The organism is Microbacterium sp., from assembly GCF_011620665.1.
Lineage (GTDB): Bacteria > Actinomycetota > Actinomycetes > Actinomycetales > Microbacteriaceae > Microbacterium.
Map to the genome: position 1 here is coordinate 13,603 of NZ_WOYQ01000021.1, position 23,192 is coordinate 36,794.

General features: G+C 68.6%; 21 protein-coding genes. 14 read left to right on the top strand and 7 right to left on the bottom strand.

The genetic code is table 11. The features are described from left to right. Nucleotides 1-38 precede the first annotated feature (38 nt). From QZV81_RS02930 to raiA, 7 genes are all read left to right on the top strand, one after another. Nucleotides 39-476, top strand: a complete 438-nt coding sequence (locus QZV81_RS02930) for a Fur family transcriptional regulator (protein ID WP_292832233.1) — start codon at nucleotides 39-41, stop codon at nucleotides 474-476. Nucleotides 477-505: 29 nt separating this feature from the next. Continuing rightward, the gene (gene katG, locus QZV81_RS02935; protein ID WP_292832236.1) at nucleotides 506-2,788 is read left to right on the top strand and encodes a catalase/peroxidase HPI; all 2,283 of its coding nucleotides are present in this window, start codon (nucleotides 506-508) and stop codon (nucleotides 2,786-2,788) included. A gap of 152 nt (nucleotides 2,789-2,940) precedes the next feature. After that, nucleotides 2,941-3,621, top strand: coding sequence for an MtrAB system response regulator MtrA (mtrA, locus tag QZV81_RS02940; RefSeq protein WP_292832239.1), 681 nt, complete (start codon nucleotides 2,941-2,943; stop codon nucleotides 3,619-3,621). Nucleotides 3,622-3,645: 24 nt separating this feature from the next. Continuing rightward, nucleotides 3,646-5,322 (top strand): MtrAB system histidine kinase MtrB, encoded by a 1,677-nt coding sequence (gene mtrB, locus QZV81_RS02945; RefSeq protein WP_292832242.1) that lies wholly within the window; start codon nucleotides 3,646-3,648, stop codon nucleotides 5,320-5,322. Beyond that, nucleotides 5,319-7,010 (top strand): LpqB family beta-propeller domain-containing protein, encoded by a 1,692-nt coding sequence (locus QZV81_RS02950; RefSeq protein WP_292832245.1) that lies wholly within the window; start codon nucleotides 5,319-5,321, stop codon nucleotides 7,008-7,010. Before mtrB ends, QZV81_RS02950 begins: the two co-directional genes overlap by 4 nt. A 259-nt stretch (nucleotides 7,011-7,269) precedes the next feature. Then, nucleotides 7,270-7,791, top strand: coding sequence for a phosphoribosyltransferase family protein (locus QZV81_RS02955; RefSeq protein WP_292832248.1), 522 nt, complete (start codon nucleotides 7,270-7,272; stop codon nucleotides 7,789-7,791). Between the two features lie 169 nt (nucleotides 7,792-7,960). Next, nucleotides 7,961-8,626 carry a ribosome-associated translation inhibitor RaiA gene (raiA, locus tag QZV81_RS02960; protein WP_292832251.1) on the top strand — a complete coding sequence of 222 codons (666 nt, stop codon included), beginning with the start codon at nucleotides 7,961-7,963 and terminating at the stop codon, nucleotides 8,624-8,626. Nucleotides 8,627-8,684: 58 nt separating this feature from the next. Here the strand turns inward: raiA and QZV81_RS02965 are convergent, their stop codons facing one another. After that, nucleotides 8,685-10,025, bottom strand: a complete 1,341-nt coding sequence (locus QZV81_RS02965) for a hypothetical protein (RefSeq protein ID WP_292832254.1) — start codon at nucleotides 10,023-10,025, stop codon at nucleotides 8,685-8,687. A 188-nt stretch (nucleotides 10,026-10,213) separates the two neighbouring features. Between QZV81_RS02965 and secA the strand changes: the two genes are divergently transcribed. Together secA and QZV81_RS02975 are read left to right on the top strand one after the other, a co-directional pair. Next, entirely contained in the window at nucleotides 10,214-12,997 is a 2,784-nt protein-coding gene (secA, locus tag QZV81_RS02970) for a preprotein translocase subunit SecA (protein ID WP_292832258.1), read from the top strand. A gap of 84 nt (nucleotides 12,998-13,081) precedes the next feature. Further along, a complete protein-coding gene (locus QZV81_RS02975; RefSeq protein ID WP_292832261.1) occupies nucleotides 13,082-14,305 on the top strand; it encodes a pyridoxal phosphate-dependent aminotransferase in 1,224 nt (407 codons plus the stop codon). Nucleotides 14,306-14,320: 15 nt separating this feature from the next. On the opposite strand, the gene QZV81_RS02980 is transcribed toward QZV81_RS02975, so the two are convergent. Beyond that, complete coding sequence (locus tag QZV81_RS02980; protein ID WP_292832264.1) at nucleotides 14,321-14,752, bottom strand: Rv3235 family protein; 432 nt, start codon at nucleotides 14,750-14,752, stop codon at nucleotides 14,321-14,323. Between the two features lie 147 nt (nucleotides 14,753-14,899). On the opposite strand from QZV81_RS02980, the gene QZV81_RS02985 reads away from it, so the two are divergent. Beyond that, nucleotides 14,900-15,496, top strand: a complete 597-nt coding sequence (locus tag QZV81_RS02985; protein ID WP_292832267.1) for a hypothetical protein — start codon at nucleotides 14,900-14,902, stop codon at nucleotides 15,494-15,496. A 22-nt stretch (nucleotides 15,497-15,518) separates the two neighbouring features. Here the strand turns inward: QZV81_RS02985 and QZV81_RS02990 are convergent, their stop codons facing one another. Next, nucleotides 15,519-15,800: a helix-turn-helix domain-containing protein gene (locus tag QZV81_RS02990; protein WP_292832270.1), complete on the bottom strand. Its 282-nt coding sequence runs from the start codon at nucleotides 15,798-15,800 to the stop codon at nucleotides 15,519-15,521. 115 nt (nucleotides 15,801-15,915) lie between these two features. On the opposite strand from QZV81_RS02990, the gene QZV81_RS02995 reads away from it, so the two are divergent. Genes QZV81_RS02995 through QZV81_RS03005 form a run of 3 tightly spaced genes read left to right on the top strand, consistent with a single transcriptional unit; the run spans nucleotide 15,916 to nucleotide 19,324 of the window. Beyond that, a complete protein-coding gene (locus QZV81_RS02995; protein WP_292832273.1) occupies nucleotides 15,916-16,545 on the top strand; it encodes an SAF domain-containing protein in 630 nt (209 codons plus the stop codon). Continuing rightward, nucleotides 16,542-17,804, top strand: coding sequence for a hypothetical protein (locus QZV81_RS03000; RefSeq protein WP_292832276.1), 1,263 nt, complete (start codon nucleotides 16,542-16,544; stop codon nucleotides 17,802-17,804). The genes QZV81_RS02995 and QZV81_RS03000 overlap by 4 nt, the downstream gene beginning before the upstream one ends. A gap of 23 nt (nucleotides 17,805-17,827) precedes the next feature. Further along, a complete protein-coding gene (locus QZV81_RS03005; RefSeq protein WP_292832279.1) occupies nucleotides 17,828-19,324 on the top strand; it encodes a PAS domain-containing sensor histidine kinase in 1,497 nt (498 codons plus the stop codon). Nucleotides 19,325-19,407: 83 nt separating this feature from the next. On the opposite strand, the gene QZV81_RS03010 is transcribed toward QZV81_RS03005, so the two are convergent. Next, nucleotides 19,408-19,656: a WhiB family transcriptional regulator gene (locus tag QZV81_RS03010; protein WP_121060093.1), complete on the bottom strand. Its 249-nt coding sequence runs from the start codon at nucleotides 19,654-19,656 to the stop codon at nucleotides 19,408-19,410. Nucleotides 19,657-19,893: 237 nt separating this feature from the next. Here QZV81_RS03010 and QZV81_RS03015 point away from each other — a divergent pair, with 237 nt between their 5' ends. Then, nucleotides 19,894-20,280, top strand: a complete 387-nt coding sequence (locus QZV81_RS03015; RefSeq protein WP_292832294.1) for a histidine kinase — start codon at nucleotides 19,894-19,896, stop codon at nucleotides 20,278-20,280. On the opposite strand, the gene bcp is transcribed toward QZV81_RS03015, so the two are convergent. From bcp to aroA, 3 genes are read right to left on the bottom strand one after another with little or no spacing between them, the layout of a single operon-like run. Continuing rightward, the gene (gene bcp / locus QZV81_RS03020) at nucleotides 20,281-20,745 is read right to left on the bottom strand and encodes a thioredoxin-dependent thiol peroxidase (protein WP_292832297.1); all 465 of its coding nucleotides are present in this window, start codon (nucleotides 20,743-20,745) and stop codon (nucleotides 20,281-20,283) included. Between the two features lie 9 nt (nucleotides 20,746-20,754). Further along, complete coding sequence (gene rsgA, locus QZV81_RS03025) at nucleotides 20,755-21,810, bottom strand: ribosome small subunit-dependent GTPase A (protein WP_292832300.1); 1,056 nt, start codon at nucleotides 21,808-21,810, stop codon at nucleotides 20,755-20,757. Nucleotides 21,811-21,819: 9 nt separating this feature from the next. After that, complete coding sequence (gene aroA / locus QZV81_RS03030) at nucleotides 21,820-23,187, bottom strand: 3-phosphoshikimate 1-carboxyvinyltransferase (protein WP_292832303.1); 1,368 nt, start codon at nucleotides 23,185-23,187, stop codon at nucleotides 21,820-21,822. Nucleotides 23,188-23,192 lie beyond the last annotated feature (5 nt).

The window sequence follows — 23,192 nt, forward strand, 5'->3', positions numbered from 1 at the left end:
TTGTTTTGATCCGGTCAAAACAAGCGTAGGCTGAAGGCATGGTCGCCGCCCACGTCTACGCTCCCGCGGCTGAGGCGTTGCGGGGCGCCGGACTGCGGCTGACCGAACCGCGTGCGGCCGTCTACGACGCTCTCGCCGCTCGCCCCCACGCGAGCGCGGAAGACCTGTATGCGCACGTGCTGCCGCGGGTGCCGAGCACCAGCCGGCAGTCGGTGTACAACGCGCTGAGTGACTTCGCCGAGGCCGGCCTCGTCCGGCGGATCGAGCCGGCCGGCCGATCGATGCTCTTCGAACTGCGCGTCGACGACAATCACCACCACCTGGTCTGCAGCGTATGCAATGCCGTCGAGGACGTCGATTGCGTCGTCGGCGCGGCACCGTGTCTGGAGCCGGGCGAGGCGCACGGCTTCGCGATCGAATCCGCCGAAGTCACCTTCTGGGGCATCTGCCCAGCGTGCGCCATCCCGCATCCCTGAACCACCCGAATCCCCGAGGAAGGAACATCATGCCCGAACGCGATGACAGCGTCGCTCCGATCGGCGAGAACCCGACGGACATCGATCAGTCCCGCACCGTCACCGACACCGCAGAGGCGAAGGCTGAGGAAGCGGCGACGTGCCCCGTCATCCACGCACAGCCGCACCCGACGTCGGGCTCGGCCAACAGCGTGTGGTGGCCCAATCGGCTGAACCTGCGGATCCTGAAGAAGAACCCCGCGGAGGCGAACCCGCTCGGCGGCGACTTCGACTACCGCGCCGCCTTCGCCGCGTTGGATCTCGCCGCGGTCAAGAGCGAGATCAACGAGCTCCTCACCACCTCGCAGGACTGGTGGCCTGCTGATTTCGGCAATTACGGGCCCCTCATGATCCGGATGGCGTGGCACTCCGCCGGCACGTACCGCGTCATGGACGGACGCGGCGGCGGCGGCGGCGGGCAGCAGCGGTTCGCTCCGCTGAACAGTTGGCCCGACAACGTCGGCCTCGACAAGGCGCGGCGCCTGCTCTGGCCCGTGAAGAAGAAGTACGGTCAGGCGATCTCGTGGGCCGACCTCATTATCCTCGCCGGCAACGTCGCGCTCGAGAACATGGGCTTCGAGACCTTCGGCTTCGGCGGCGGTCGCCCCGATGTCTGGGAGCCGGACGACGATGTGTATTGGGGTCCCGAGACCACCTGGCTCGGTGACGAGCGGTACACGGGCGAGCACGATCTCGAGAGGCCCCTCGCGGCCGTGCAGATGGGTCTCATCTACGTCAACCCGGAGGGCCCGAACGGGAACCCCGACCCGGTGGCCTCGGCGCGCGACATCCGCGAGACGTTCGCGCGCATGGCGATGAACGACGAAGAGACCGTGGCCCTCATCGCCGGCGGCCACACCTTCGGCAAGACGCACGGCGCGGCGCCCGACTCCTACCTCGAGGAGAACCCCGAGGCCGCGGGCTTGGAAATGCAGGGACTCGGCTGGAAGAACAACTACGGCTCCGGCAAGGGCGACGACCAGATCACGTCGGGCCTCGAAGTCACCTGGACGTACCACCCCACCCGGTGGGACAACGAGTTCTTCCACATTCTCTACGCCTACGAGTGGGAGCTCTTCACCAGCCCGGCGGGCGCGCAGCAGTGGCGTCCCGTGAGCGGCGGCGGCGCCGACATGGTTCCGCTGGCCCACTCCGGCGGCCGCCGCGAGCCGCGCATGCTGACGAGCGACCTGGCCCTGCGGATGGATCCCGAGTACGACAAGATCTCGCGCCGGTTCAAGGATGACACGCAGGCCTTCGCCGACGCGTTCGCCCGCGCCTGGTTCAAACTCACCCACCGCGACATGGGGCCCATCGAGCGCTACGTCGGCCCTGAGGTTCCCGCTGAGGAGCTCATCTGGCAGGACCGCGTGCCGGCCGTGGATCACGAACTGATCGACGCAGCGGCTGCCGCGGCGCTGAAGGCCAGGATCCTCGAATCCGGTCTCACCATCGCCGAGCTCGTCGGGGTCGCGTGGGCGGCGGCATCCACCTTCCGCGGCAGCGACAAGCGCGGTGGTGTCAACGGCGCCCGCATCCGACTGGCACCGCAGAAGGACTGGGAGGTCAACAACCCGGCGCAGCTGCAGAAGGTGCTCGGTGTTCTCGGCGGTATCAAAGCCGACGTCGACGCGACCGGTGCGAAGGTGTCGCTGGCGGACCTGATCGTCCTGGCGGGGAACGCGGCCGTCGAGAAGGCGGCGGCGGATGCCGGGGTGACGGCCGAGGTCGTCTTCCACCCCGGTCGCACCGATGCGACGGCGGAGCAGACGGATGAGGAGTCGTTCGGCTATCTCGAGCCCGCTGCCGACGGGTTCCGCAACTACCTTGGCCCGCTGGCCATGGCCTCCGGGCTGCCCGCGGAGCATCTGCTCGTCGACAGGGCGAACCTGCTGACGCTCACCGCGCCCGAGATGACCGTGCTGGTCGGCGGCCTGCGTGCGCTCGGCGCGAACTGGGACGGATCGTCGTACGGCGTCTTCACGGATCGAAGGGGAGTGCTCACGAACGATTTCTTCGTGAACCTGCTCGATCTCGGTACGACGTGGACCCCGCTCGATCCCGGCAAGCACGCCTTCACCGGCAGCAAGGACGGCTCCGGAGAGGACGTCGGCGTCGGCACTCGCGTCGATCTGCTGTTCGGGTCGAACTCGGAGCTGCGGGCGCTCGCCGAGGTGTACGCCTCTGACGACGCGCACGAGAAGTTCGTCCGTGATTTCGCCGCCGCGTGGGGCAAGGTCATGGAGCTCGATCGCTTCGATCTGCACGCGTAGCCACACCCCTTGAATGAAGGTCCGCTCCGGATCCGGAGCGGACCTTCATTCGGTGACGCTGCGGCTCCGTCACAGACCGGTCCGCTACTGTGGCAGTGCGCCGACCTCTCGGCACCTGGCACCGGCCGAACCCCGAAGGACGAACGAAGCCCATGACCGCTCGGATTCTCGTTGTCGATGACGACACCGCTCTGGCGGAGATGATCGGCATCGTCTTGCGCACCGAGGGATTCGACCCGGTCTTCTGCGCCGATGGTGGCGCCGCGCTCGAAACCTGGCGGGCAGAACGTCCGGAGCTCGTGTTGCTGGACCTCATGCTGCCCGGGATGGACGGGATCGAGATCTGCACCCACATTCGTGCCGAGTCCGGCGTGCCGATCATCATGCTCACGGCCCGCACGGATACCGCCGATGTCGTCCGGGGGCTCGAATCGGGGGCCGATGACTACATCGTCAAGCCGTTCAACCCCAAGGAGCTGGTCGCCCGCATCCGCACGCGTTTGCGCCCGGCATCCACTCTTGACGCCGTGACCCTGCGGATCGGCGACGTGAGCGTCGACGTCGCCGCGCACGAGGTCAGGCGCGGCAGCACGATGATCGCGCTCACCCCGCTGGAGTTCGAGCTGCTCGTGGCCCTGGCGTCCGCTCCGCAGCAGGTGTTCTCCCGCGAAATGCTGCTCGAGCAGGTGTGGGGTTATCACTACAAGGCAGATACTCGACTGGTGAACGTGCATGTCCAGCGTCTCCGCGCAAAAGTCGAGATCGACCCCGACAACCCCAAGATCGTCACGACGGTCCGTGGCGTCGGCTACCGCGCAGGCGCGGTCGCCTGACCGTCCGGACACGTTCCCGGTCCGATGTCCGCCACGAGCTCCACCGTCACGCTTCCGGGCGATTGGCGTGGGTGGCGCGACTGGCGGTCGTGGCCGAAGCGGGTCGGGTACGCCTGGCAGCGTTCCCTGCGCTTCCGCACGCTGGCGCTGACGCTGGGACTCACCGCGCTGACCGTTCTGATCGCGTTCGTGACGATGGCCCTGGCCATCCAGAACGACCTGTTCGAGTCGCGCGTCCAGCAGGCGCAGCAGGCTGTCGAGCGGGCCACGCAGTCTGCGCAACGATCCTTGGATGTCGCCCAGCCCGAGGGTGATCCCGACGCGCTGCGCCTCCTCATGGAGAACGCGACCGATGCCATCTCCCGTCAGGCGGGCACCGACCTGATCGCCGCGTTCCGCATCGCGTCGGAGCCCTCGCAGATCGCCCCGCAGGACTTCACGAAGGGCGGCATGGAACCGGAGCTGCTCACCGCGGGGCTGCGGGCCGCCGTCCAGCGCGACGCCGAGCAGCAGTGGTGGCAGTCGATCGCGATCCCAGATGACGACGGAGGGGCGGTGCCGGGGATCGTGATCGGGCAGCAGCTGGTGTTCCCCGAGGTCGGCGCGTACGAGTTCTACTTCGCCTATGACCTGGCCTCGGAAGCCGGGACGCTGCGCTTCGTGCAGATCACGCTGTGGCTCGTGGGACTGGGGCTCGTCGTGCTGATCGGCGTGATCTCGTGGCTTGTGCTGAGGTCGGTCACGGTGCCGATCGCGCAGGCCGCCGAGACCAGTGCGGTTCTGGCCGCGGGTGATTTCGGCGTGCGCCTCCCGGTTCGCGGCCAGGACGAGTTCGCGACGCTCGGCCGCTCCTTCAACGCGATGGCCGACAGCATCGAGGCCCAGATAAAGGAACTGGCCGAACTTTCGCTCGTGCAGCAGCGGTTCGTCTCGGACGTGTCGCACGAGCTGCGCACACCGCTGACGACCATTCGCCTCGCGAGTGACATGCTCAACGACCAGCGCGAAAGCCTGGATCCGACGATGGCGCGCGCCGCCGAGCTGCTGCACGCACAGGTGGAGCGCTTCGAGACGCTCCTCACCGACCTCCTCGAGATCAGCAGGTACGACGCCGGCTCGGTGCATCTCGAGAACGAGCCCACGAGCCTGGCGCACCTGGCCGAAGACGTCATCGCCTCGATGCAGCAACTGGCCGAACAGCACGGCACCGAGGTGCGCTTGGTCGCCCCCGGGGGGTATTCACCCGTTGAGATGGATCCGAGACGGGTGCGGCGGATAGTCCGCAACCTCCTCGGCAACGCGATCGAACACGGCGAGGGTCGGCCGATCGTCGTCACCGTTGACAGCAATCAGCGCGCTGTCGCGCTGGGCGTGCGCGACTACGGGCTCGGGATGAGCGCCGCTGATGCCGAGCGGGTCTTCGACCGGTTCTGGCGCGCCGATCCGTCGCGCAAGCGCACGATCGGCGGGACCGGCCTCGGCCTGTCCATCGCCCTCGGCGATGCGCGTCTGCACGGCGGCACGCTCGCGGTGTGGTCCGAGCCTGGCCGCGGCACGAACTTCGTGCTGACACTGCCTCATCGCGGCCGGGCCGTGGGAGGGGCCTCGCCGGTCGCTCTCGATCCTGGCGATGACGACGCCGCCGAGTATTTCGGTCGCGATCGACCCGTCGCCGCGCCGGGCAAGGGAGTGGGAACATGACGCGCGCGCACTCCTCTGCGGTTCTTGCCGGTCTCGGCATCCTGCTCACCCTCATTCTGAGCGCCTGCGCCGGTCTTCCGACGGTGGGTCCCGTCAACGTCGGGCTGTCGGTGACCGAGGGCGAGGCGGACGGCGACTTCGTCTTCATTCCCGATGGTCCTGCCGCCGGCGCGACACCGCAGCAGATCGTCGAGGGGTTCATCGCGGCGGGGTCGGGACCGCGCGGCAACTGGGCGACGGCGAGGGAGTTCCTCTCCGACAGCGCCAAGGCGCTGTGGAAGCCCCAGGCCGGTGTCACGGTGTACAACCCGGGGGAGCGGCGGCTCGTGCAGGTCGCGAACGACGAGTTCGTGCTGTCTGTGTCGCCTCTCGCACGGGTCGACGATACGGGTGCGCTGTCTTCGGTGGTCGAAGACGGTGAGATTCCCCTGGGGTTCTCCCTGGCGCAGCGGAGCGATGGACAGTGGCGCATCGCGCAGGCGCCCGACGGTATCGTGCTCGATCAGAACCGGTTCCGCGCTGTTTTCGGCGGCTACGCCCTGATGTACTTCGATCCGACCTGGTCGACGCTCGTGCCGGACGAGCGGTGGTTCCCGAAGTCCTATGCCGCGACGAACATCGCTCAGGCGCTGGTCGACGGCGCACCGAGCCCGTGGCTGACCGGCGCCGTCGCGACCGCTTTCACGGATGGCGCACGACTGGCTCAGCCTTCCGTGCCGCTGCGCTCCGGCGGTGTGGCGGAGGTCGTGCTCGAGGAGGGCGCGCGGGCACTCGAGGCGACCGTGCTGGATCGCATGCGAACACAGCTTGAGGCGAGCCTCGCCAGCGCGGGCGTGATCGGCGTCGACATGCTGGTGGGTGATGAGCTGCTCCGCGCGGGCACCGTCGCGGTGCGCTCGACGCGCGTCGATGCCCGTCCGCTCGTGCGCACTGCCGACGCCTTCGGCTTTCTCTCGGGTTCGGTCGTCGAGCGGATCGACGGGCTCTCCTCGGCGGTCGAAGCCGTCGACGCGGTCCAGATCGACGTGGACGCCGACCGCACCAGCGCCGCCGTTCTGATGTCCGATGGAGCGGTCGCCGGAGTCCGGGCCGACGGAGCCATGCTCGTCGTGGACGATCGGCAAGGGCTGCTCGCGCCGTCGATCGACCCGTACGGGTACATCTGGTCGGTCCCGGCCGACAGGCCAGCCGCCGTCCATGCCGCCGCGCCTGACGGCACGATCGTCGAGGTCGCCGGCGCTTGGCCCGGAGCCGTGCGGATCATCTCGATGCACGTCTCGCGCGACGGCACGCGAGTGGCGGCCGTCGTCCGCGACGGCGCGCGCGACGCGCTCTGGGTGGCGGGCATCCTGCGCGACAGAGAAGGCGCCCCGACAGCGCTCGGCGAGCGGTCCGTGCTCGCCGTGCTGCCCGGTGCCGGCGCACAGGTCGCATGGTCGGATGCCGCTCTCGTCGCCGTCGTGTACACGCTCGACGGGGTGACGTCCCTCTGGGAGCAGCCGCTGGGTGGGTTCGGCTCGTCAACACGCACGCCCGATCAGGTGACGACCGTCGCCGGAGGCAATCAGTCCGGAACCGCGCGACTGCGCGACGCAGCGGGCGATCTCTACACCCAGAGTGGCGCGAACTGGCAGCATCTTGCATCGGGTGTCCTCGTTCTTGCGACGCAGCAAGGCTCACCCCGCTGACTTCGCCTCCACAGGGCACGTGGTGCCGGGCTCCCTCCACGGATCCGCCCGCTCGCGTACACCTCGAGACGGCGCGGTGCACAGTCGGAGGATGCCCCCCTCTTCACACGTGCGCGCAGTCGTCGTCGATGCCCTTGCTGACGCCCTGGGCGTGGTCTTCCCGACGTGGTGCGCGGGGTGCGCTGAACCGGACGTGTCGCTGTGCGGAGCATGCCGATCGGAGTTGGCTTTCCGCGGACTCACGCGTCGTCTCGGGCGGATGCCGGTCACCAGTGCAGTGGCCTTCGAGGGGCCGGCTGCCCGCATGATCCGCGCGTTCAAGGAAGAGGGACGCACGGCGCTGGCGCGCACGCTCGGACCGTTGCTTGCGAGCGCGGCCGTCGGCTACGGCGACGCCGTCGTCGTCCCGGTGCCATCCTCCGCATCGGCGATGCGTCGGCGGGGCTATCCCACCGCCGAGCTGCTCGCGCGCCGCGGGGGGCTGCAACCCGTACGCCTGCTCTCCGGCACGGGAGCGCCTGCCGATCAGCGCGGACTCGGGCGCACCGATCGAGAACGCAACGTCGCCGGCACGCTGCGCGCCCGCGGCTGTGCGGGCGCGCGGGTCGTGATCGTCGATGACGTCGTGACGACGGGGGCGACGCTCCGAGAGGCCGCACGGGCGCTCGAGGCGGCGGGGGCGTGCGTCATCGGTGCGGCCACGGTGGCCACGACGCTGCGCCCGGGTCACGGAGACGGCGATGCGATCCGGCTTGCACAGCGTCTTGCCTCACGTCAATAGGTCCGCGTAGCGTTCCTGTTCGCCTCATGTGAAGTGTCCGGGTAGCGGACCTCTTACGCGAGTCACGTCGCACAGGTGACAGGGACGGCGGGTGTCGATACTCTGGAGATGACAAGGCGAACGAGGGTCCGCCCTTGACCGGGTGGACCCGGATACAAGGAGGTCAGGGATGGAAACCAGCATCGTCGGCGTGGGAGTGAGCATCACGGATCGCTTCCGGACCGTGACCGAAGAGAAGTCCGCCCGCATCGAGAATCTCGCACCGCGCGCGCAGAAGCTCGAGGTGAAGGTCACCCACCGGGCCTATCACAATGGCAACCGGGAGGAAGAGACGGTCGAGTTGACCGTCACGGGCAAGGGCCCGGTGGTGCGCGCCGAAGCAACCGACGGCGACAAGTTCGCGGCGCTCGACATCGCGGTCGACAAGCTCGCGGAACAGTTGCGGCGCGCGAAGGACAAGCGGGTCGATGCCCGCAATCACCCGCGCGGCGCGAAGCTGGACAAGGAGAGCGGCTCGCTCCAGGGGATCGATGTCGAGCCGGCCTCCGTCGACGCGTTGAGTGCCGTCGAAGCCGGTGAGCTGAGCATCCTCGCGGGCGGAGCGGAAGACGAGGACTACTCGCCCGTCGTCATCCGATCGAAGAGCTTCGACGCGGAATGGATGACGGTCGAGGAGGCGGTGGATCGGATGGAGCTCGTCGGCCACGACTTCTTCCTGTTCATCGACGCCCGCACCGACCACCCGAGCGTCGTGTACCGCCGCAAGGGCTGGGACTATGGCGTCATCGAACTCATGACCACCGCGGCACCCGACGCTGAGGAGCTCGCCTCGTAAGCGGGCGACTGTGGCGGGGGGCGGATGCTGCGGCATCCGCCCCCCGCGTTCGGCGGGCTCAGTCGAACATGCCGTCCAAGAGGCCGCCGATCACGAGACCGCCCAGGATTCCGCCCATCATGTCGCCGCCGTTGCCCGTGCGGCGTCGGCCGCCGCCCTGGCTCCACCCGCCGCTCTGGCCCCACCCGCCGTCGTTCGGACGCGACGAGTCGATGTCGCGCTGTGCGAGCTGAAGCGCTTCGGCGGCGAGTTGACCGCACCGGCGGGCGTCGGTCAGAGCGCGCTCGCGGTCGTCCTCGGCGATGGCTGCCCCGGCGAACGCCGAGAGGTCCTGGCGCAGGCGTTCCGCTTCGGCCAGTCGCGTGCGCGCATCGGCGCCGATCCACCCGCGGTGGCCGGAGATGACACTGCGCGCCACGCCGAGCTGTCGGTCGGCATCATCGATCGCGTGCCGCACGTGCGCTTCGGGCAGCACGGGGCGGGCGGCGCGCTCGCGCGCGGCGGCCACCGCGGCGTCCAGAGCGCCGTTGGCTTCGCGCAGGGTCGTCAGCTCGAGGAACGGGTCGGTCGGCGTTCCCGCGGGCGACAACGTGCCGAGCGCCTTCTCGAGTGCGATGCTGGCCTTCTCGACGCTCGGGACATGACGCAGATCACGGGCGGTGACGATGTCATCACGCGAATCCTCGACGATCGCGGCGAGCGTCGAGGCCGCGCGCAGCGCTTCGATCTCGTAGGCGTCCACGGCATTCAGAAGTGTCGTGGCCCGTCGAACCGCTTCCATCGACGTTTCGAGAGCGAGGTTCGCCTGTTCGCGTTGACCCGACTGTCGGCGGGCTTCCGAGATGTCGGCGCCGTGCCCGGCGAAATCGATCAGCTGGGCCGCTTCGCCGGGATTTCCGGCGATCTTCCGCAGCGCATCAGTCGAGTAGCGTCCGGCGAGTCGTGCCACGGTCGCTTCGGATCCCGGAAGGCGATCTTTCAGCACGTCGAGGTCGGCACGGATGCCTGCGATGATCTCCGGTGCGCGTCGGGCTCGGGCGATCGGGGCCGCGAGCGCCTCGGTGCGATCGTCGAGGAGTTCGTCGGCCCACTCGCACAGCTGGATGATCCGTGCGTTGCGGGTGCGCAGTTCCTCTGCGGTGTCGGGGATCTCGTCGTGGTTCAGCTGATTGAGGTGGAACGCCTCACCGAGGTGCCGGCGCACGGCCGTGAGCGCGTCGCGAAGGTCGCTGGTAGCCTCCATGCCGAGCTCGATTTCGGCGAACGTCAGCTCGTCTGCGGTGCTCCGCAAGCGCTCGTCCGTCGCCACGAGCGCCGCGTCGGCCTGTCGGCCGAGCTCGGCGTCCTGCGCGGCAAGCTGCGCGCGCTCCTTCTTGCGGGTGCCCCAGATTCCGGCCATACCCCGATCCTAGGTCGGCGGTGGGGCAGCCGTGCCGCCGTCGGGGGTCGCGCATACGCCTTCTCATGGCGACTCAGAGCATTCCAAGGTCACAGGCCGATAACATGGGTGGGTATGCCCGCAAGGCTTTCGTTGCCGAGCTCGGCAATGGCGACCAGCCGGAAAGCCCGAAAGTATGGAGATCCTCCGTGGCCAATCCTCTCGAGAAACTGCTTCGTGCCGGTGAAGGCCGCATCCTGCGCCGCCTGCAGCAGGTCGCGAAAGCCGTCGGGGCGCTCGAAGCGGAGTACTCGAAGCTCACCGACGACGAGCTGCGCGGCGAGACGGCAGAACTCCGTGCGCGGCACGAGGCCGGTGAAAGCCTCGACGCGCTGATGCCCGAGGCGTTCGCCGCGGTCCGCGAAGCCGCCCAGCGCACGCTCGGTCAGCGCCCGTACGACGTGCAGGTCATGGGCGGAGCGGCTCTCCACCTCGGCAACATCGCGGAGATGAAGACCGGTGAAGGAAAGACCCTCACCGCCACGTTTGCCGTCTACCTCAACGCGATCGCCGGCAAGGGTGTCCACGTCATCACGGTCAATGACTTCCTGGCCTCATACCAGTCCGAGCTCATGGGCCGCGTGTACCGCGCCCTCGGAATGACCACCGGCACGATCGTCTCGGGCCAGACGCCCGAGGTGCGTCGCGAGCAGTACAGCGCCGACATCACATACGGCACGAACAATGAGTTCGGCTTCGACTATCTTCGCGACAATATGGCTTCGCGAAGCGACGACCTCGTTCAGCGCGGCCACTTCTTCGCCATCGTGGACGAAGTCGACTCGATCCTCATCGACGAGGCACGCACCCCCCTCATCATCTCCGGCCCGTCGTCCGGCGAGGCCAACCGCTGGTTCGTCGAGTTCGCGAAGATCGCCAAGACGCTCGAGCCCGGCGTGGATTACGAGGTCGATGAGAAGAAGCGCACGATCGGCGTGCTCGAACCCGGCATCGAGAAGGTCGAGGACTACCTCGGCATCGACAACCTCTACGAGTCGGTCAACACGCCCCTGATCTCCTTCCTCAACAACTCGATCAAGGCGCTGGCCCTCTTCAAGCGCGACACCGACTACGTGGTGATGAACGACGAGGTCATGATCGTCGACGAGCACACCGGCCGCATCCTCGTCGGGCGGCGCTACAACGAAGGCATCCACCAGGCTATCGAGGCCAAGGAAGCAGTGCCGGTCAAGGCCGAGAATCAGACGCTCGCGACCGTCACGCTGCAGAACTACTTCCGGCTGTACGAAAAGCTCGCCGGCATGACCGGTACCGCCGAAACCGAAGCGGCCGAGTTCATGTCGACCTACAAGCTCGGCGTCGTGCCGATCCCCACGAACAAGCCCATGATCCGCACTGATCAGTCCGATCTGGTCTACAAGAACGAGCAGGCCAAGTTCGCCCAGGTCGTCGAGGACATCGCCCGTCGCCACGAGACCGGTCAGCCGGTCCTCGTCGGCACTGTCAGCGTCGAGAAGAGCGAGTACCTTTCGCGTCTGCTGGCGAAGAAGGGCGTCAAGCACGAGGTCCTCAACGCGAAGAACCACGCGCGCGAGGCCGAGATCGTCGCTCGCGCCGGTCGATTCGCTGCCGTCACTGTCGCGACGAACATGGCCGGTCGCGGCACCGACATCATGCTCGGGGGAAACGCCGAGTTCCTCGCCGTCCAGGAGATGAAGGCGCGGGGCCTTGATCCCGTCGAGACGCCCGACCAGTACGAGGCCGAGTGGGACGGGGTCTACACGGGCATGCGCGAGCTCGTTGCCGAAGAGGCGACGAAGGTCGTGGACGCCGGTGGCCTCTACGTCCTGGGCACAGAGCGTCACGAGTCGCGCCGCATCGACAACCAGCTGCGCGGCCGTTCGGGTCGTCAGGGTGATCCCGGCGAGAGCCGGTTCTACTTGTCGCTCACGGACGACCTGATGCGCCTGTTCCAGTCGGGCGCGGCGGAGGCGATCCTCGCGCGCACGAATTTCCCCGACGATGTGGCGATCGAATCCACGATGGTCTCCCGCGCCATTCGCAGCGCGCAGGGGCAGGTCGAGTCGCGCAACGCCGAGATCCGCAAGAACGTGCTCAAGTACGACGACGTCCTCAATCGTCAGCGCGAAGCCATCTACGGCGATCGTCGGCACGTACTCGAGGGCGATGATCTGTCGGAGCGGGTCGAGCACTTCATCGAGGATGCCATCGGCGCCATCATCGATGACCACACCTCCCACGGTCACACCGAGAGCTGGGACTTCGACGCCCTGTGGACCGAGCTGAAGACGCTCTATCCCGTCGGTGTCACGATCGACGAGGTGGTCGCCGACAGCGGCAGCAGGGGGCGCGTCACCCCTGAGGGTCTCAAGCGCGAGATCCTCTCGGACGCGAAGATCGCCTACGCCGCGCGTGAGAAGACCCTCGGCGCGGCCGCGACGCGCGAGCTGGAGCGGCGGGTCATTCTGCAGGTGCTCGACCGCCGCTGGCGTGATCACCTGTACGAGATGGACTACCTGAAAGACGGAATCGGCCTTCGCGCCATGGCTCAGCGTGACCCGCTGATCGAATACCAGCGCGAGGGCTACCAGATGTTCCAGTCGATGATGGCGCAGATCAAGGAGGAATCGGTCGGCTTCCTCTTCAATCTGGATGTCGAAGTTCGCCAGGCCGGCAGTGGAGAAGTCGAAGCAAAGGGTCTGGCCGCGCCCGCAGTCGAGGCGCAGCGCCTGCAGTACACGGCGCCCAACGACGCCGGCGAGGTCGAGGTCCGCAATGAACGCGGCCAGGTGCAGCAGGCCGCGACGAGCAAGCTTCGGCGGCCTCAGCAGGCCGCCGAGCCCGCTGCGGAGGCACCGCGGGGCACCTTCGGTCAGCGTGCCGATGCTGCGGCATCCACCGTCGCGCCGCAGAACCGTGCGCAGCGCCGCGCGGCCGAGAAGAAGCGGTAGGACACCCGAAGGCCAGGCCTCGGCCGTCAGCGCGGGGCCACCCGGAGGCGATTGGCCCGCTCGGGGCGGGGATATCCTGATCCGATGAGCCGCCGTATCCTGGACCAGTCGTCGAAGCTGAAGGACGTCCTCTACGAGATCCGAGGGGCCGCGCTGGTCGAGGCCGACCGGCTCGAGGCTGATGGCCATCGCATCCTCAAGCTGAACACGGGCAACCCGGCCCTGTTCGGGTTCGAAGCCCCCTTCCAGATCGTGCGAGACATGATCGACGCGATTCCGCACGCGCACGGGTACAGCGACAGCCGCGGGATCATGTCGGCCCGCCGAGCGGTCGTCTCGCGGTACGAGGAGGTGCCGGGGTTCCCGTTGTTCGACCCGGATGACGTGTACCTGGGCAACGGCGTCTCCGAACTCATCACGATGACGATGCAGGCTCTGCTCGACGAAGGCGACGAGGTCCTCATCCCGGCACCGGACTATCCGCTGTGGACGGCGATGACGAGCCTTGCCGGCGGCACTCCCGTTCACTATCGGTGTGACAATCAGGACGGCTGGCAGCCAGACCTCGAGGACATCCGCTCGAGAGTGACGCCGCGCACGAAGGCCATCGTCGTCATCAACCCGAACAACCCGACCGGCGCCGTGTACTCCCGCGAGATCCTCGAGGGCATCGTCCAGATCGCGCGTGAGAACGACCTGCTGCTGCTGTCGGACGAGATCTACGACCGGATACTCTTCGACGACGCGCAGCACATTCCGCTGGCGACCCTCGCTCCGGATCTTCTGTGCCTGACCTACAACGGTCTCTCCAAGACCTATCGCGTGGCGGGGTTCCGCTCCGGCTGGATGGTCATCACCGGGCCGAAGAAGTACGCGGTGGGGTTCCTCGAGGGCATCCAGCTGCTCGCGTCGACCCGGCTGTGCCCGAACGTCCCCGCGCAGTATGCCGTTCAGGCGGCGCTGTCGGGCGTGCAGTCGATCGAGGCGCTGATCGCTCCGACGGGTCGGCTCCACGAACAGCGGGATGCCGCGTACGAGGCGCTCGTGAGTATTCCCGGTGTGGAATGTCACAGGCCACAGGGTGCCTTGTATGCATTCCCGCGATTGGACCCGGATGTGCACGAGATCCACGACGATGCGAAGTTCGTCTTGGACTTCCTCGTGGCTGAGCGGGTGCTGCTGGTCCAGGGGACCGGGTTCAGCTGGCCGACGCCGGATCATTTCCGCATCGTGACGCTGCCCGAAGCGCGCGTGCTCACGGAGGCGATCGAGCGGCTCGGCAACTTCCTGTCGTCGTACCGCCAGTAGCGAAAGGCGGTCAGGTCAGAGCAGCGCGAGCGAGGTTGCGCGCCAGCGGCCGTCCCAGCCTTCGAGGCGGATCGCGACGGCGCGCGTGCGCGCCGGGCCGGCCGAGATGACGACACCCTCGACGACGCCGTCCGCGGGCGAGGCGCAGTGGATCGACAGGATGCGGTGGGTGGGACGCGCGGCGGGGACTCCGCGCGCGCTCCGGGCGCGGGCGGTGAGGTTTGCGCGGATCACGAGCGCCCGGTAGGCGTCTTCGTCGAGCCAGCGGGCGAGCTGGTCGACCTCCCGCACGCCGGCGAGCACCTCGAGGACACCGATCGTGAGATTGCGCAGCAGGGTGGCCGGATCGGGGAGTTGAGCGGTCGAGCTGCGCTGAGGCGCGAAATACTCCGCCACCTCCAGTGCCGTGCCGGCGCGGCGATCGGGACGTGCGAGTGGGGGAACCATGCGGACCTCCTCTGGGGGGGAGAAAGGGCGGATGCCGGGTCGGCGACGTGGCATGAGTACACCACAGCGCACGCGCCGGTGGGATGAGAATCTTCCAACCTGTGGAGAGGCTCCGCGCGGACGTGGCCGATCGCCTACCCTCGCGACGTGCGCTGGGATCGCTTCTTCGAAGACCTGGAGGATCAGCTCGACTCCGAATGGGAGGCCGAGCGCGCCGCGCTGGACACGGAAGCCGAGCGCCTCCGGCTCTCGCGCATACCGATTCGCGAGCGCCTGGTGGCGCTTGCTTCTGCGGGGCATCAGGTCGTGGTCGATCTCTCCGGCGGAGGGGAGACTGTGGGGACCGTGACCCGGGTCGGGGTGGACTGGTTCGCACTTCAGGCGAACGCGCGGCGGCCCGATGCGTCGCTGGTGCCGCTGCATGCCGTGATGGCGCTCGGAGCATCGGCCGACGCGGTGCTGTCCAGTGTCCGCGCCGCGGCGCCGGGGACGGCTCTCGCGCAGCGGATGACCTTCGGGTTCGTCCTGCGCGACGTCGTGCGACGGCGGATCTACACGACGGTCCAGCTGACCGGTGGCCGCACGCTCTCGGGCACCATCGACCGCGCCGGATCCGATCACCTCGACCTCGCACTCCACGAGTCCGGCACGCCGCGCCGGGCCGACAACGTCACGGGCTTCCGCATGATCCCGTTCGCCGCCGTCGCCGTCGTACGCCTGGATGCCGCCGCCGGACTGCCCTGACGTCCGCAACCCGTCGCTGTCGTCAGTCCGGGTTCCGGACCTCGCCGCGGCCCCAGAGCTCGGGGAAGCTCGCCGCGTTCGACTCGCGCCAGAGAGCGATGCGGCGAGCCTCCTCGGCCTGGTCATCGAGATAGGCGTTGACGCTGTCGGGCTCGATCCGCCAGCGCCCGGGCCTGCCGACCTTTGTGCCACGCAGCCGGCCGTCGAGGACGAGCGCTATGACCTCATCTACGGGCAGCTGGAGCATCTCCGCGACCTGCGCGGGCGCGAAGAGGCGAATCCCCGGTTCGGGTGTTTCGGGCATGAGGTCATTATCTTCCCGCGACGCGCATCGACCATCCGCCCACGCCGCCCTGTGGATAAGCCGCCCTGTGGATAAAGAGGGATGCCGGTGAGCGTCGTCGGCGACGATGGACCGCATGAGTGAGACTGCCCCTGCCCGCCCACGCCCCCGGGCTTTCTGGTCCGATGTGCGCTTCCTCGTCGGCGTCGGCCTGATCGTCGTGTCCATCGCCGGAGTCTGGGTCGTCGTCGCAGCGGCGCGGCAGACCGTTCCGGTCTTCGCCGCATCGCGCACGATCGTGCCGGGTGAGATCGTGACCTCCGGCGATCTGCAGGTCGTCGAGGTCGCGCTCGGCCGGATAGAGGATGCGTATGCGTCGCCCGCGAGCTTCGAACCCGGATCCGTGGCCCTCCGCACCGTCACGGCGGGAGAACTGGTGCCGCGGACCGCGATCGGCGCGGCCGAGCAGGCGCGCACCACCACGGTCGTGGTGACCAGTGCCACCGCGCTCCCGGCAGCGGTGGGCGCCGGCACGACGGTCGAGGTCTGGGCGGCCCCGCAAATCGAACGCGGAGTCTTCGACGTCCCTCGGATCCTGGTCGCCTCGGCGACCGTGGTGTCGGTCGACGACGAGGCGTCGGTGATGGGGAGCGCGGGGAGGGCTGTCGAGCTCGTGATCGAGCGAGCCGATGTCGCCGACACGCTCGCGGCCGTCGCGGCCGGCGCGAGCATGTCGATCGTGCCGACGGCGGGGATCGCTCGATGAGCGCGGTGATCGTCGCGGTCGACGGGAGGCGCGGGCGTGCGCTCGCGGACGAGTTGGAGCTTGAGGGCGCGCAGGTGCGGCTCGTCGTCGCCCCGAATGAACCCGCTGCGGCGGTTGCGGACGCGATGGCCGGGCCGGAGGCGGCGCAGCTGCTCGGAGAGCTGGCCCGTGTCGACCTGCTGATCGTCTCGGCGGACCGCTCCTCGTTGACGGCGCAGCTCGTCGCGGCATGCGATCGATTCGGTGTGCGGATCATCGCGCTGTGTCTGCGCGACGACCAGCGCCGCCTGGCGCGCATGTTCGGCGTCGGAATCGGTGAGGCGGGTGCCGATGCCGCATCCCTGTTGGCGACGCCGACGATCGCGGCGGATGCCGCTCCCTCCGCCCGCGGCCGTGTCATCGCCGTCTGGGGTCCCGCCGGCGCGCCCGGCCGGACCCGGGTCGCGGTCGAACTCGCCTGCGAGTTGGCCAGGGACGGGCGCTCGGTCGCGTTGATCGATGCCGACTCGCACGCGCCGTCGATGGCGCTCGTGACGGGGCTGGCTGACGAAGGACCAGGATTTGCGGCGGCGTGCCGACAGGCGGAGCGGGGCACGCTGACCGTTGCCGAGCTCGCACGCATCGCCGTGCCGCTCGGTGCGGTGGAGGTGCTGACGGGTGTGAACCGCCCCGGCCGGTGGCCTGAACTGAGCCGCGAGCGCGTGCGCGGAGCACTCGGCGTCTGCCGGGAGTGGGTGACCGATGCCATCGTGGACGTGGCTTCGCCCCTGGAGAGCGATGAGGAGATCGTGAGCGATCTCGACGGCCCCAGGCGCAACGCGGCCACGCTCGCCGTGCTCGCCGAGGCCGATGTGATCATCGCCGTCGTCGCCGCGGATCCGACGAGTGTGTCGCGGTTCGTGCGCGGCTATGGGGAGCTGCGCGCCGTTGCCGGGTCGACCCCGGTGCGCGTCGTCGTGAACAAAGCGCGCACCGGAGCGCTCGGCATCGACGCGCGCGGGCAGGTGCGCCGAACGCTGGAACGCTATCTCGGCGTCGACCACCTCTGGTTCCTGCCGTGGGATGTCAAGGCGGCCGACGCGGCGCTCCTGGCCGCACAGCCCATCGCGCAGGTCGCAGGGCGGTCAGCCTTCTCGGCGGCGCTGCGCCGTTTCGTGGGGGAGGCGGTCGACCCTCCGGTGCGTGTGCGTGACACCCGCGAGGGGCGGCACTCTCGGCGGGGTCCTTCGCGCGCTCGAGTCACTCACCGCGCGGCCTGAGCGCGTGGATCTAGGCTGGACGCGTGTCGACACTCAGCGATCTCGTCTACGCCCAGGGCCGCTCGAGCGAGCAGGATATCGAGTGGCTGCACCGTCTGGTCGGGGACGGACAACTCCTGGCCGACCTCGCGTTCGCCGACATCGTCATCTGGGTGCCCACCATGAGCGACGATTCGTTCGTCGCTGTCGCGCACACTCGTCCTGGGGGCGCGGCGACGCTGTTCTACCGCGATATCGTCGGTGACCTCGTCCGTCCGCAGTGGCGCACGCAGGTGCGGGATGCCTTCACCCAGGCCCGCATCGTCGATTCGGCTTCGCCGGACTGGTTCGAGGAAACGCCGACGCGCGTGCGTGCCGTGCCGATCGTCCGGGAGCGGGCCACGGCGGATCGGGCGGCGACGGTCATCGGGGTGCTCACCCGCCACACCAACCTGGGCGAGGCGCGCACCCCTTCGCGCCAGCAGATCACCTTCAACGATTGCGCCGACGACCTGTTCGGAATGATCGCCGCCGCTGACTTTCCCGACCTCGCTGCGCCGACATCCCCCCGACGGGGCGCCCCGCGTGCCTCGGACGGTCTGATCCGACTCGACGCGGACGCGATCGCCACCTTCGCAAGCCCCAACGCCCTTTCGGCATTCAACAGGCTCGGGTTCGAGGACGAGCTCGAGGGGGAGTCGCTTCTCGAGGTGGCATCGGCTCTCCTTCCCTCCCAGCGTCAATACGACGAGTCCCTGCCGATTGTGATGGCCGGCCGTGCTCCGTGGCGCGCCGATCTCGAAGCGCGCGGCGTCACGGTGTCGCTGCGCAGCATCCCGCTGCGCGAGCACGGCAGCCGGATCGGGGCGATAGTCCTCTGCCGTGATGTGACGGAGATCCGTCACCAGGAGCAGGAGCTCATCACCAAGGACGCAACGATTCGGGAGATCCACCATCGCGTCAAGAACAACCTGCAGACGGTTGCCTCGTTGCTGCGCATCCAGTCGCGTCGCACATATTCCGACGAGGCCCGCGACGCGCTCACCCAAGCCATGCGCCGTGTGTCCGCGATCGCGGTCGTCCATGACACGCTGTCGGCGGGGCTCGCGCAGGACGTCGACTTCGACGAGGTCTTCAACCAGGTGCTGAAGCTCGTGGCCGAAGTGGCGGCATCACCCAATACGCGAGCACGCACCCTGAAGAGCGGCACTTTCGGGACACTGCCCAGCGAGTACGCGACACCGCTCGCGCTGGCGCTCACCGAGCTTGTCACCAATGCCGTTGAGCACGGTCTGGCGGACAAGGAGGGCGAGGTCGAGATCAGCGCCGCCCGCAGCGAGGAACGCCTCGAGGTGCGCGTCCGCGACAACGGCGTAGGGCTCCCCGAAGGGCAGGTCGGTCAGGGGCTGGGCACGCAGATCGTGCGCACCCTCATCCAGGGAGAACTCGGCGGCACGATCGATTGGCACACGATCACCGGCAGCGGCACCGAGGTGACCATCGACATTCCACTCCGCTACATCGACCGAGCGGTGAACTGAGTGGCCGGGTTATGAGGCTCGGCGTGCGCGGGCGGCGCGGCGTCACCTTCTGGCGGCCCTGCGGGCCGGTGATGGTGGCCGGGTTATGAGGCTCGGCGTGCGCGGGCGGCGCGGCGCTTCAACGCACGTCGCTCGTCTTCTGACAGGCCGCCCCACACACCCGAATCCTGACCGGTCTCGAGAGCGTACTGCAGGCAGATCTCGGTGACTGTGCAGCGTGCGCACACGGACTTGGCCTTCTCGATCTGGTCAACAGCGGGACCCGTGTTCCCCACCGGGAAGAACAGTTCGGGGTCGACGGTCAGGCAGGCGGATTTGTCGCGCCAATCCATAAGGTGCTCCTAGATGCGGGATTCGAAGTGAGAGAGGGCGGTGACGCGATGCGTCGATTACCCTGGTGGGTGTGCGAGCCGGAATGCTCGCCCCACTTCGCTGTGGGAGCACACTGCTTCACCCATGATCCCATGCACACTCGCATGAATCAAGGGTGAACACGGCAGTTGTGCCCGATTTGCCGAGTTCCGGTGGGGCGGGCCCCTCCGAAGCACCCTGAACCCGAGGAAGATTCCGTGTCGACATCGCCCGCCGAACGTCTCGCGGCCGTGCTGGTCGGCCTTGAGGGGCTTGCGCTGGCGATCCTCGCAGGCTGGCAGGTGCTGGCGCTCGCCGGGGGCGACACCGTATCGGTGAGCAGCGCTGTGGCGTTGCTGGTTCTGACCCTCGTGGGCGCCGCCGCCGTGATCGCGTTCGCGATCGGGATTGCGCGCGGACAGTCGTGGGGGCGCTCCGGTGGGGTCGTGACTCAGCTTCTCGTACTCGCGGTGGCCGGAGGAGCCTTGACGGGTGCGGATGCGCAACCCGTCACCGCGATCGTGCTGGCTGTTCCTGCTCTGGTGACGCTGGCGATGCTGGTCGCCGCGGCACGCCGCGGAGGCACCCGGCGCGGCTCCGAGTGATCACTTCGCGCCGAGCAGGCTCCGCAGGCGCGCGACGTGCCCCGTGGCGTTCACGTTGTACAGTGCGTGCTCGATGCGGCCGTCCGCTGCCACCACGAAGGTCGACCGGATGACCCCCTCGACCACCCTGCCGTAGTTCATCTTCTCGCCCCACGCGCCGTAGGCGTCGTGGACGGTGTGGTCGGGATCGCTGAGGAGTGTGTAGGGGAGTGCGTCGCGCTCGCGGAAGGCGCGCAGGGTCGCCGGATCGTCCCGGGAGATTCCCACCACGGTGTAACCCGCGGCCTGGAGCGGGACGAGGCTGTCGCGGAAGTCGCACGCCTCCGTCGTGCAGCCGGGAGTCATGGCGGCTGGGTAGAAGAACACGATGACGTCGCCTCGGAGGTCCGAGAGTGCGACATCGTTCCCGTCCTGGTCGGGCAACGTGAATCGGGGGGCGAGTGACCCGGGTTCGAGGCGCGGCATGGGCTCAGCCTACGCGCGCCCGTCTCCGGAGAAAGTCGTGAGCAGCCGTTGCAGCGAGTCGAGGCGTGCCATGCCGCGATCGCCGAGGCGTCCCTCCGCGACGGCTTCGGCAATGGCGCAGTCGGGGGCGTCGCGGAGGTGCGTGCAGCCGCGCGGGCATTCTTCTGCGACGGCGGCGAGATCGGTGAACGCCGCGAGGATGCTCGCGGGATCGACGTGTCCGAGGCCGAACGAGCGGACTCCCGGGGTGTCGATGACCCACCCGCGGCCGTCGGTGCTCTGGTAGCGCAGCGAGACAGTCGAACTGGAGGTGTGGCGCCCGCGCCCGGTGACTTCGTTGACGTGGCCGGTCGCACGCAGTGCACTCGGCACAAGCGCGTTCACGAGCGTGGATTTGCCCACGCCGGAGTGCCCGACGAAGACCGTGGAGTGGCCCTCGAGGCGCCTTCCGATCGCCTCGAGCGGCATGCCCTCCGGGCTGCTCCGGAAGATCTCCAGCCTGTCGAGGCCCTCGAAGTGTCCGAGGAAGGACGTCGGGTCGGCCAGATCGGTCTTGGTGACCACGAGCAGGGGATGGATGCCGGCATCCAACGCGGCTATCAGGTACCGATCGACGAGCCGTGGTCGGGGCTCCGGATCGGCCGCCGCGACCACGATGAGCATCTGATCGGCGTTCGCGACGATGATGCGCTCGACCTGGTCGGTGTCGTCTGCGCTTCGGCGCAGCAGTGACGTGCGCTCCTGGATGCCGACGATCCGCGCCAGGGTTCCGTCATCACCCGTCGAGTCGCCCACGATGCGTGCGCGGTCCCCGGTGACGATCGGCTGTGTGCGCAGGTCCCGCGCGCGCGTGGCGAGCACCAGGTGCTCGTCGGATCCGTCTTCATCTACGAGCACCGTGTAGCGGCCGCGGTCGACGCCCAGCACGCGGGCGATCTGGGCGTCTGCGTGCACCGGCCGCCGCTTCGTGCGGGGTCGGTTGGCTTTGGGGTTCGGGCGGACGCGGATGTCGGATTCGTCGAAGTCGTCGTCGTCTTCGTCTTCGGGGGCTTCCCACCAGTTCATCGGGGCGGGTCAGCTGTCCGCGGCCAGGAGTCGCTGCCACAGCCGGGGGAATTCGGGCATGGTCTTCGCAGTCGTGCCGATGTCGTCGACCTGCACTCCCGGAACGCGCAGCCCGATGATGGCACCGGCCGTCGCAATGCGGTGATCGTGGTGGGCCTGCCAGACGCCGCCGTGCAGCGGCCGGGGGACCACGCGTATGCCATCGGGGAGTTCCTCGGCGTCGCCGCCGAGCGAGCGCAGGTTGGACACCAGTGCGGCGATGCGGTCCGTCTCGTGCCCGCGGATGTGTCCGATGCCGTGGAGTGTCGTCGGGGCGTCGGCGAAGGCGGCCAGCGCGAAAAGTGCGGGCGTCAACTCGCTCGCGGTGGTGAGGTCCAGGTCGACGCCGGCGATTCGTCCCGTGCCGGCGACGCTGAGCGCGCCGGCGCGTCGAGACGTCCGCGCGCCGAGAAGCGACAGGATCTCAGGGAGCAGTGCACCCGGCTGGGTGGAGCTGGCCGGCCAGCCGGGGATCGTGACCACGCCGCCGACGACGAGGGCCGCCGCGAGGAACGGCGCCGCATTGGAGAGGTCGGGTTCGATGACGGCGTCTCGCCCACGCGGGGTGCCCGCAGGGACGACCCACTCGTTGGGGGTCGGCCGCTCGACGTGCACGCCACGCCGCGCGAGCGTGTCGATCGTCATGTCGATATGCGGAAGGCTCGGCAGGCGGTCGCCGGAGTGGATGAGGTGCAAGCCGACGTCGAAGCGGGGCGCCGCCAGCAGAAGCCCCGACACGAACTGGCTCGAGCCGCTCGCGTCGATGGTGACCTCGCCGCCGCGGATGTGCCCGCGTCCGCGGACGGTGAACGGCAGCGACCAGGTGCCGCCGTCATCGATGTCGGCACCTATCTCCCGCAGCGCCTTGATCATCGTGCCCATTGGTCGGTGAAGTGCCGTGGGGTGCGCAGTGATGGTCACGTCGCCCGTCGCAAGCCCGGCGATCGGGGCGATGAAACGCATGACAGTCCCGGCTTGGCCGCAGTCGATGACGCTGTGCCCACGGAAGTGCGCGGGGGGAGTGACCTGCAGGTCGGGGCCGAATTCGCCGCTGCCGGAGATCTCATCGATTTCTACGCCGAGCAGTCTCAGCGCTTCGATCATGCGGGCGGAATCGTCTGAGTGGAGGGGCGCGGTGAGCGTGCTCGGCCCGTCCGCGATCGCGGCCAGGACCAGCTTGCGGTTGGTGAGGGACTTGGATCCGGGGACTGAGATCGTCGACTCGAGCGGCCCCGCGACGCTCGGCGCATCCCAGAACCCGTTCGTCGACGTCAGCCCTCCCGCACGGCGCGGGTTGAGGGATGAGGAGGAATCTGGGGAATACCCGGGAGCGGTCATCGGGT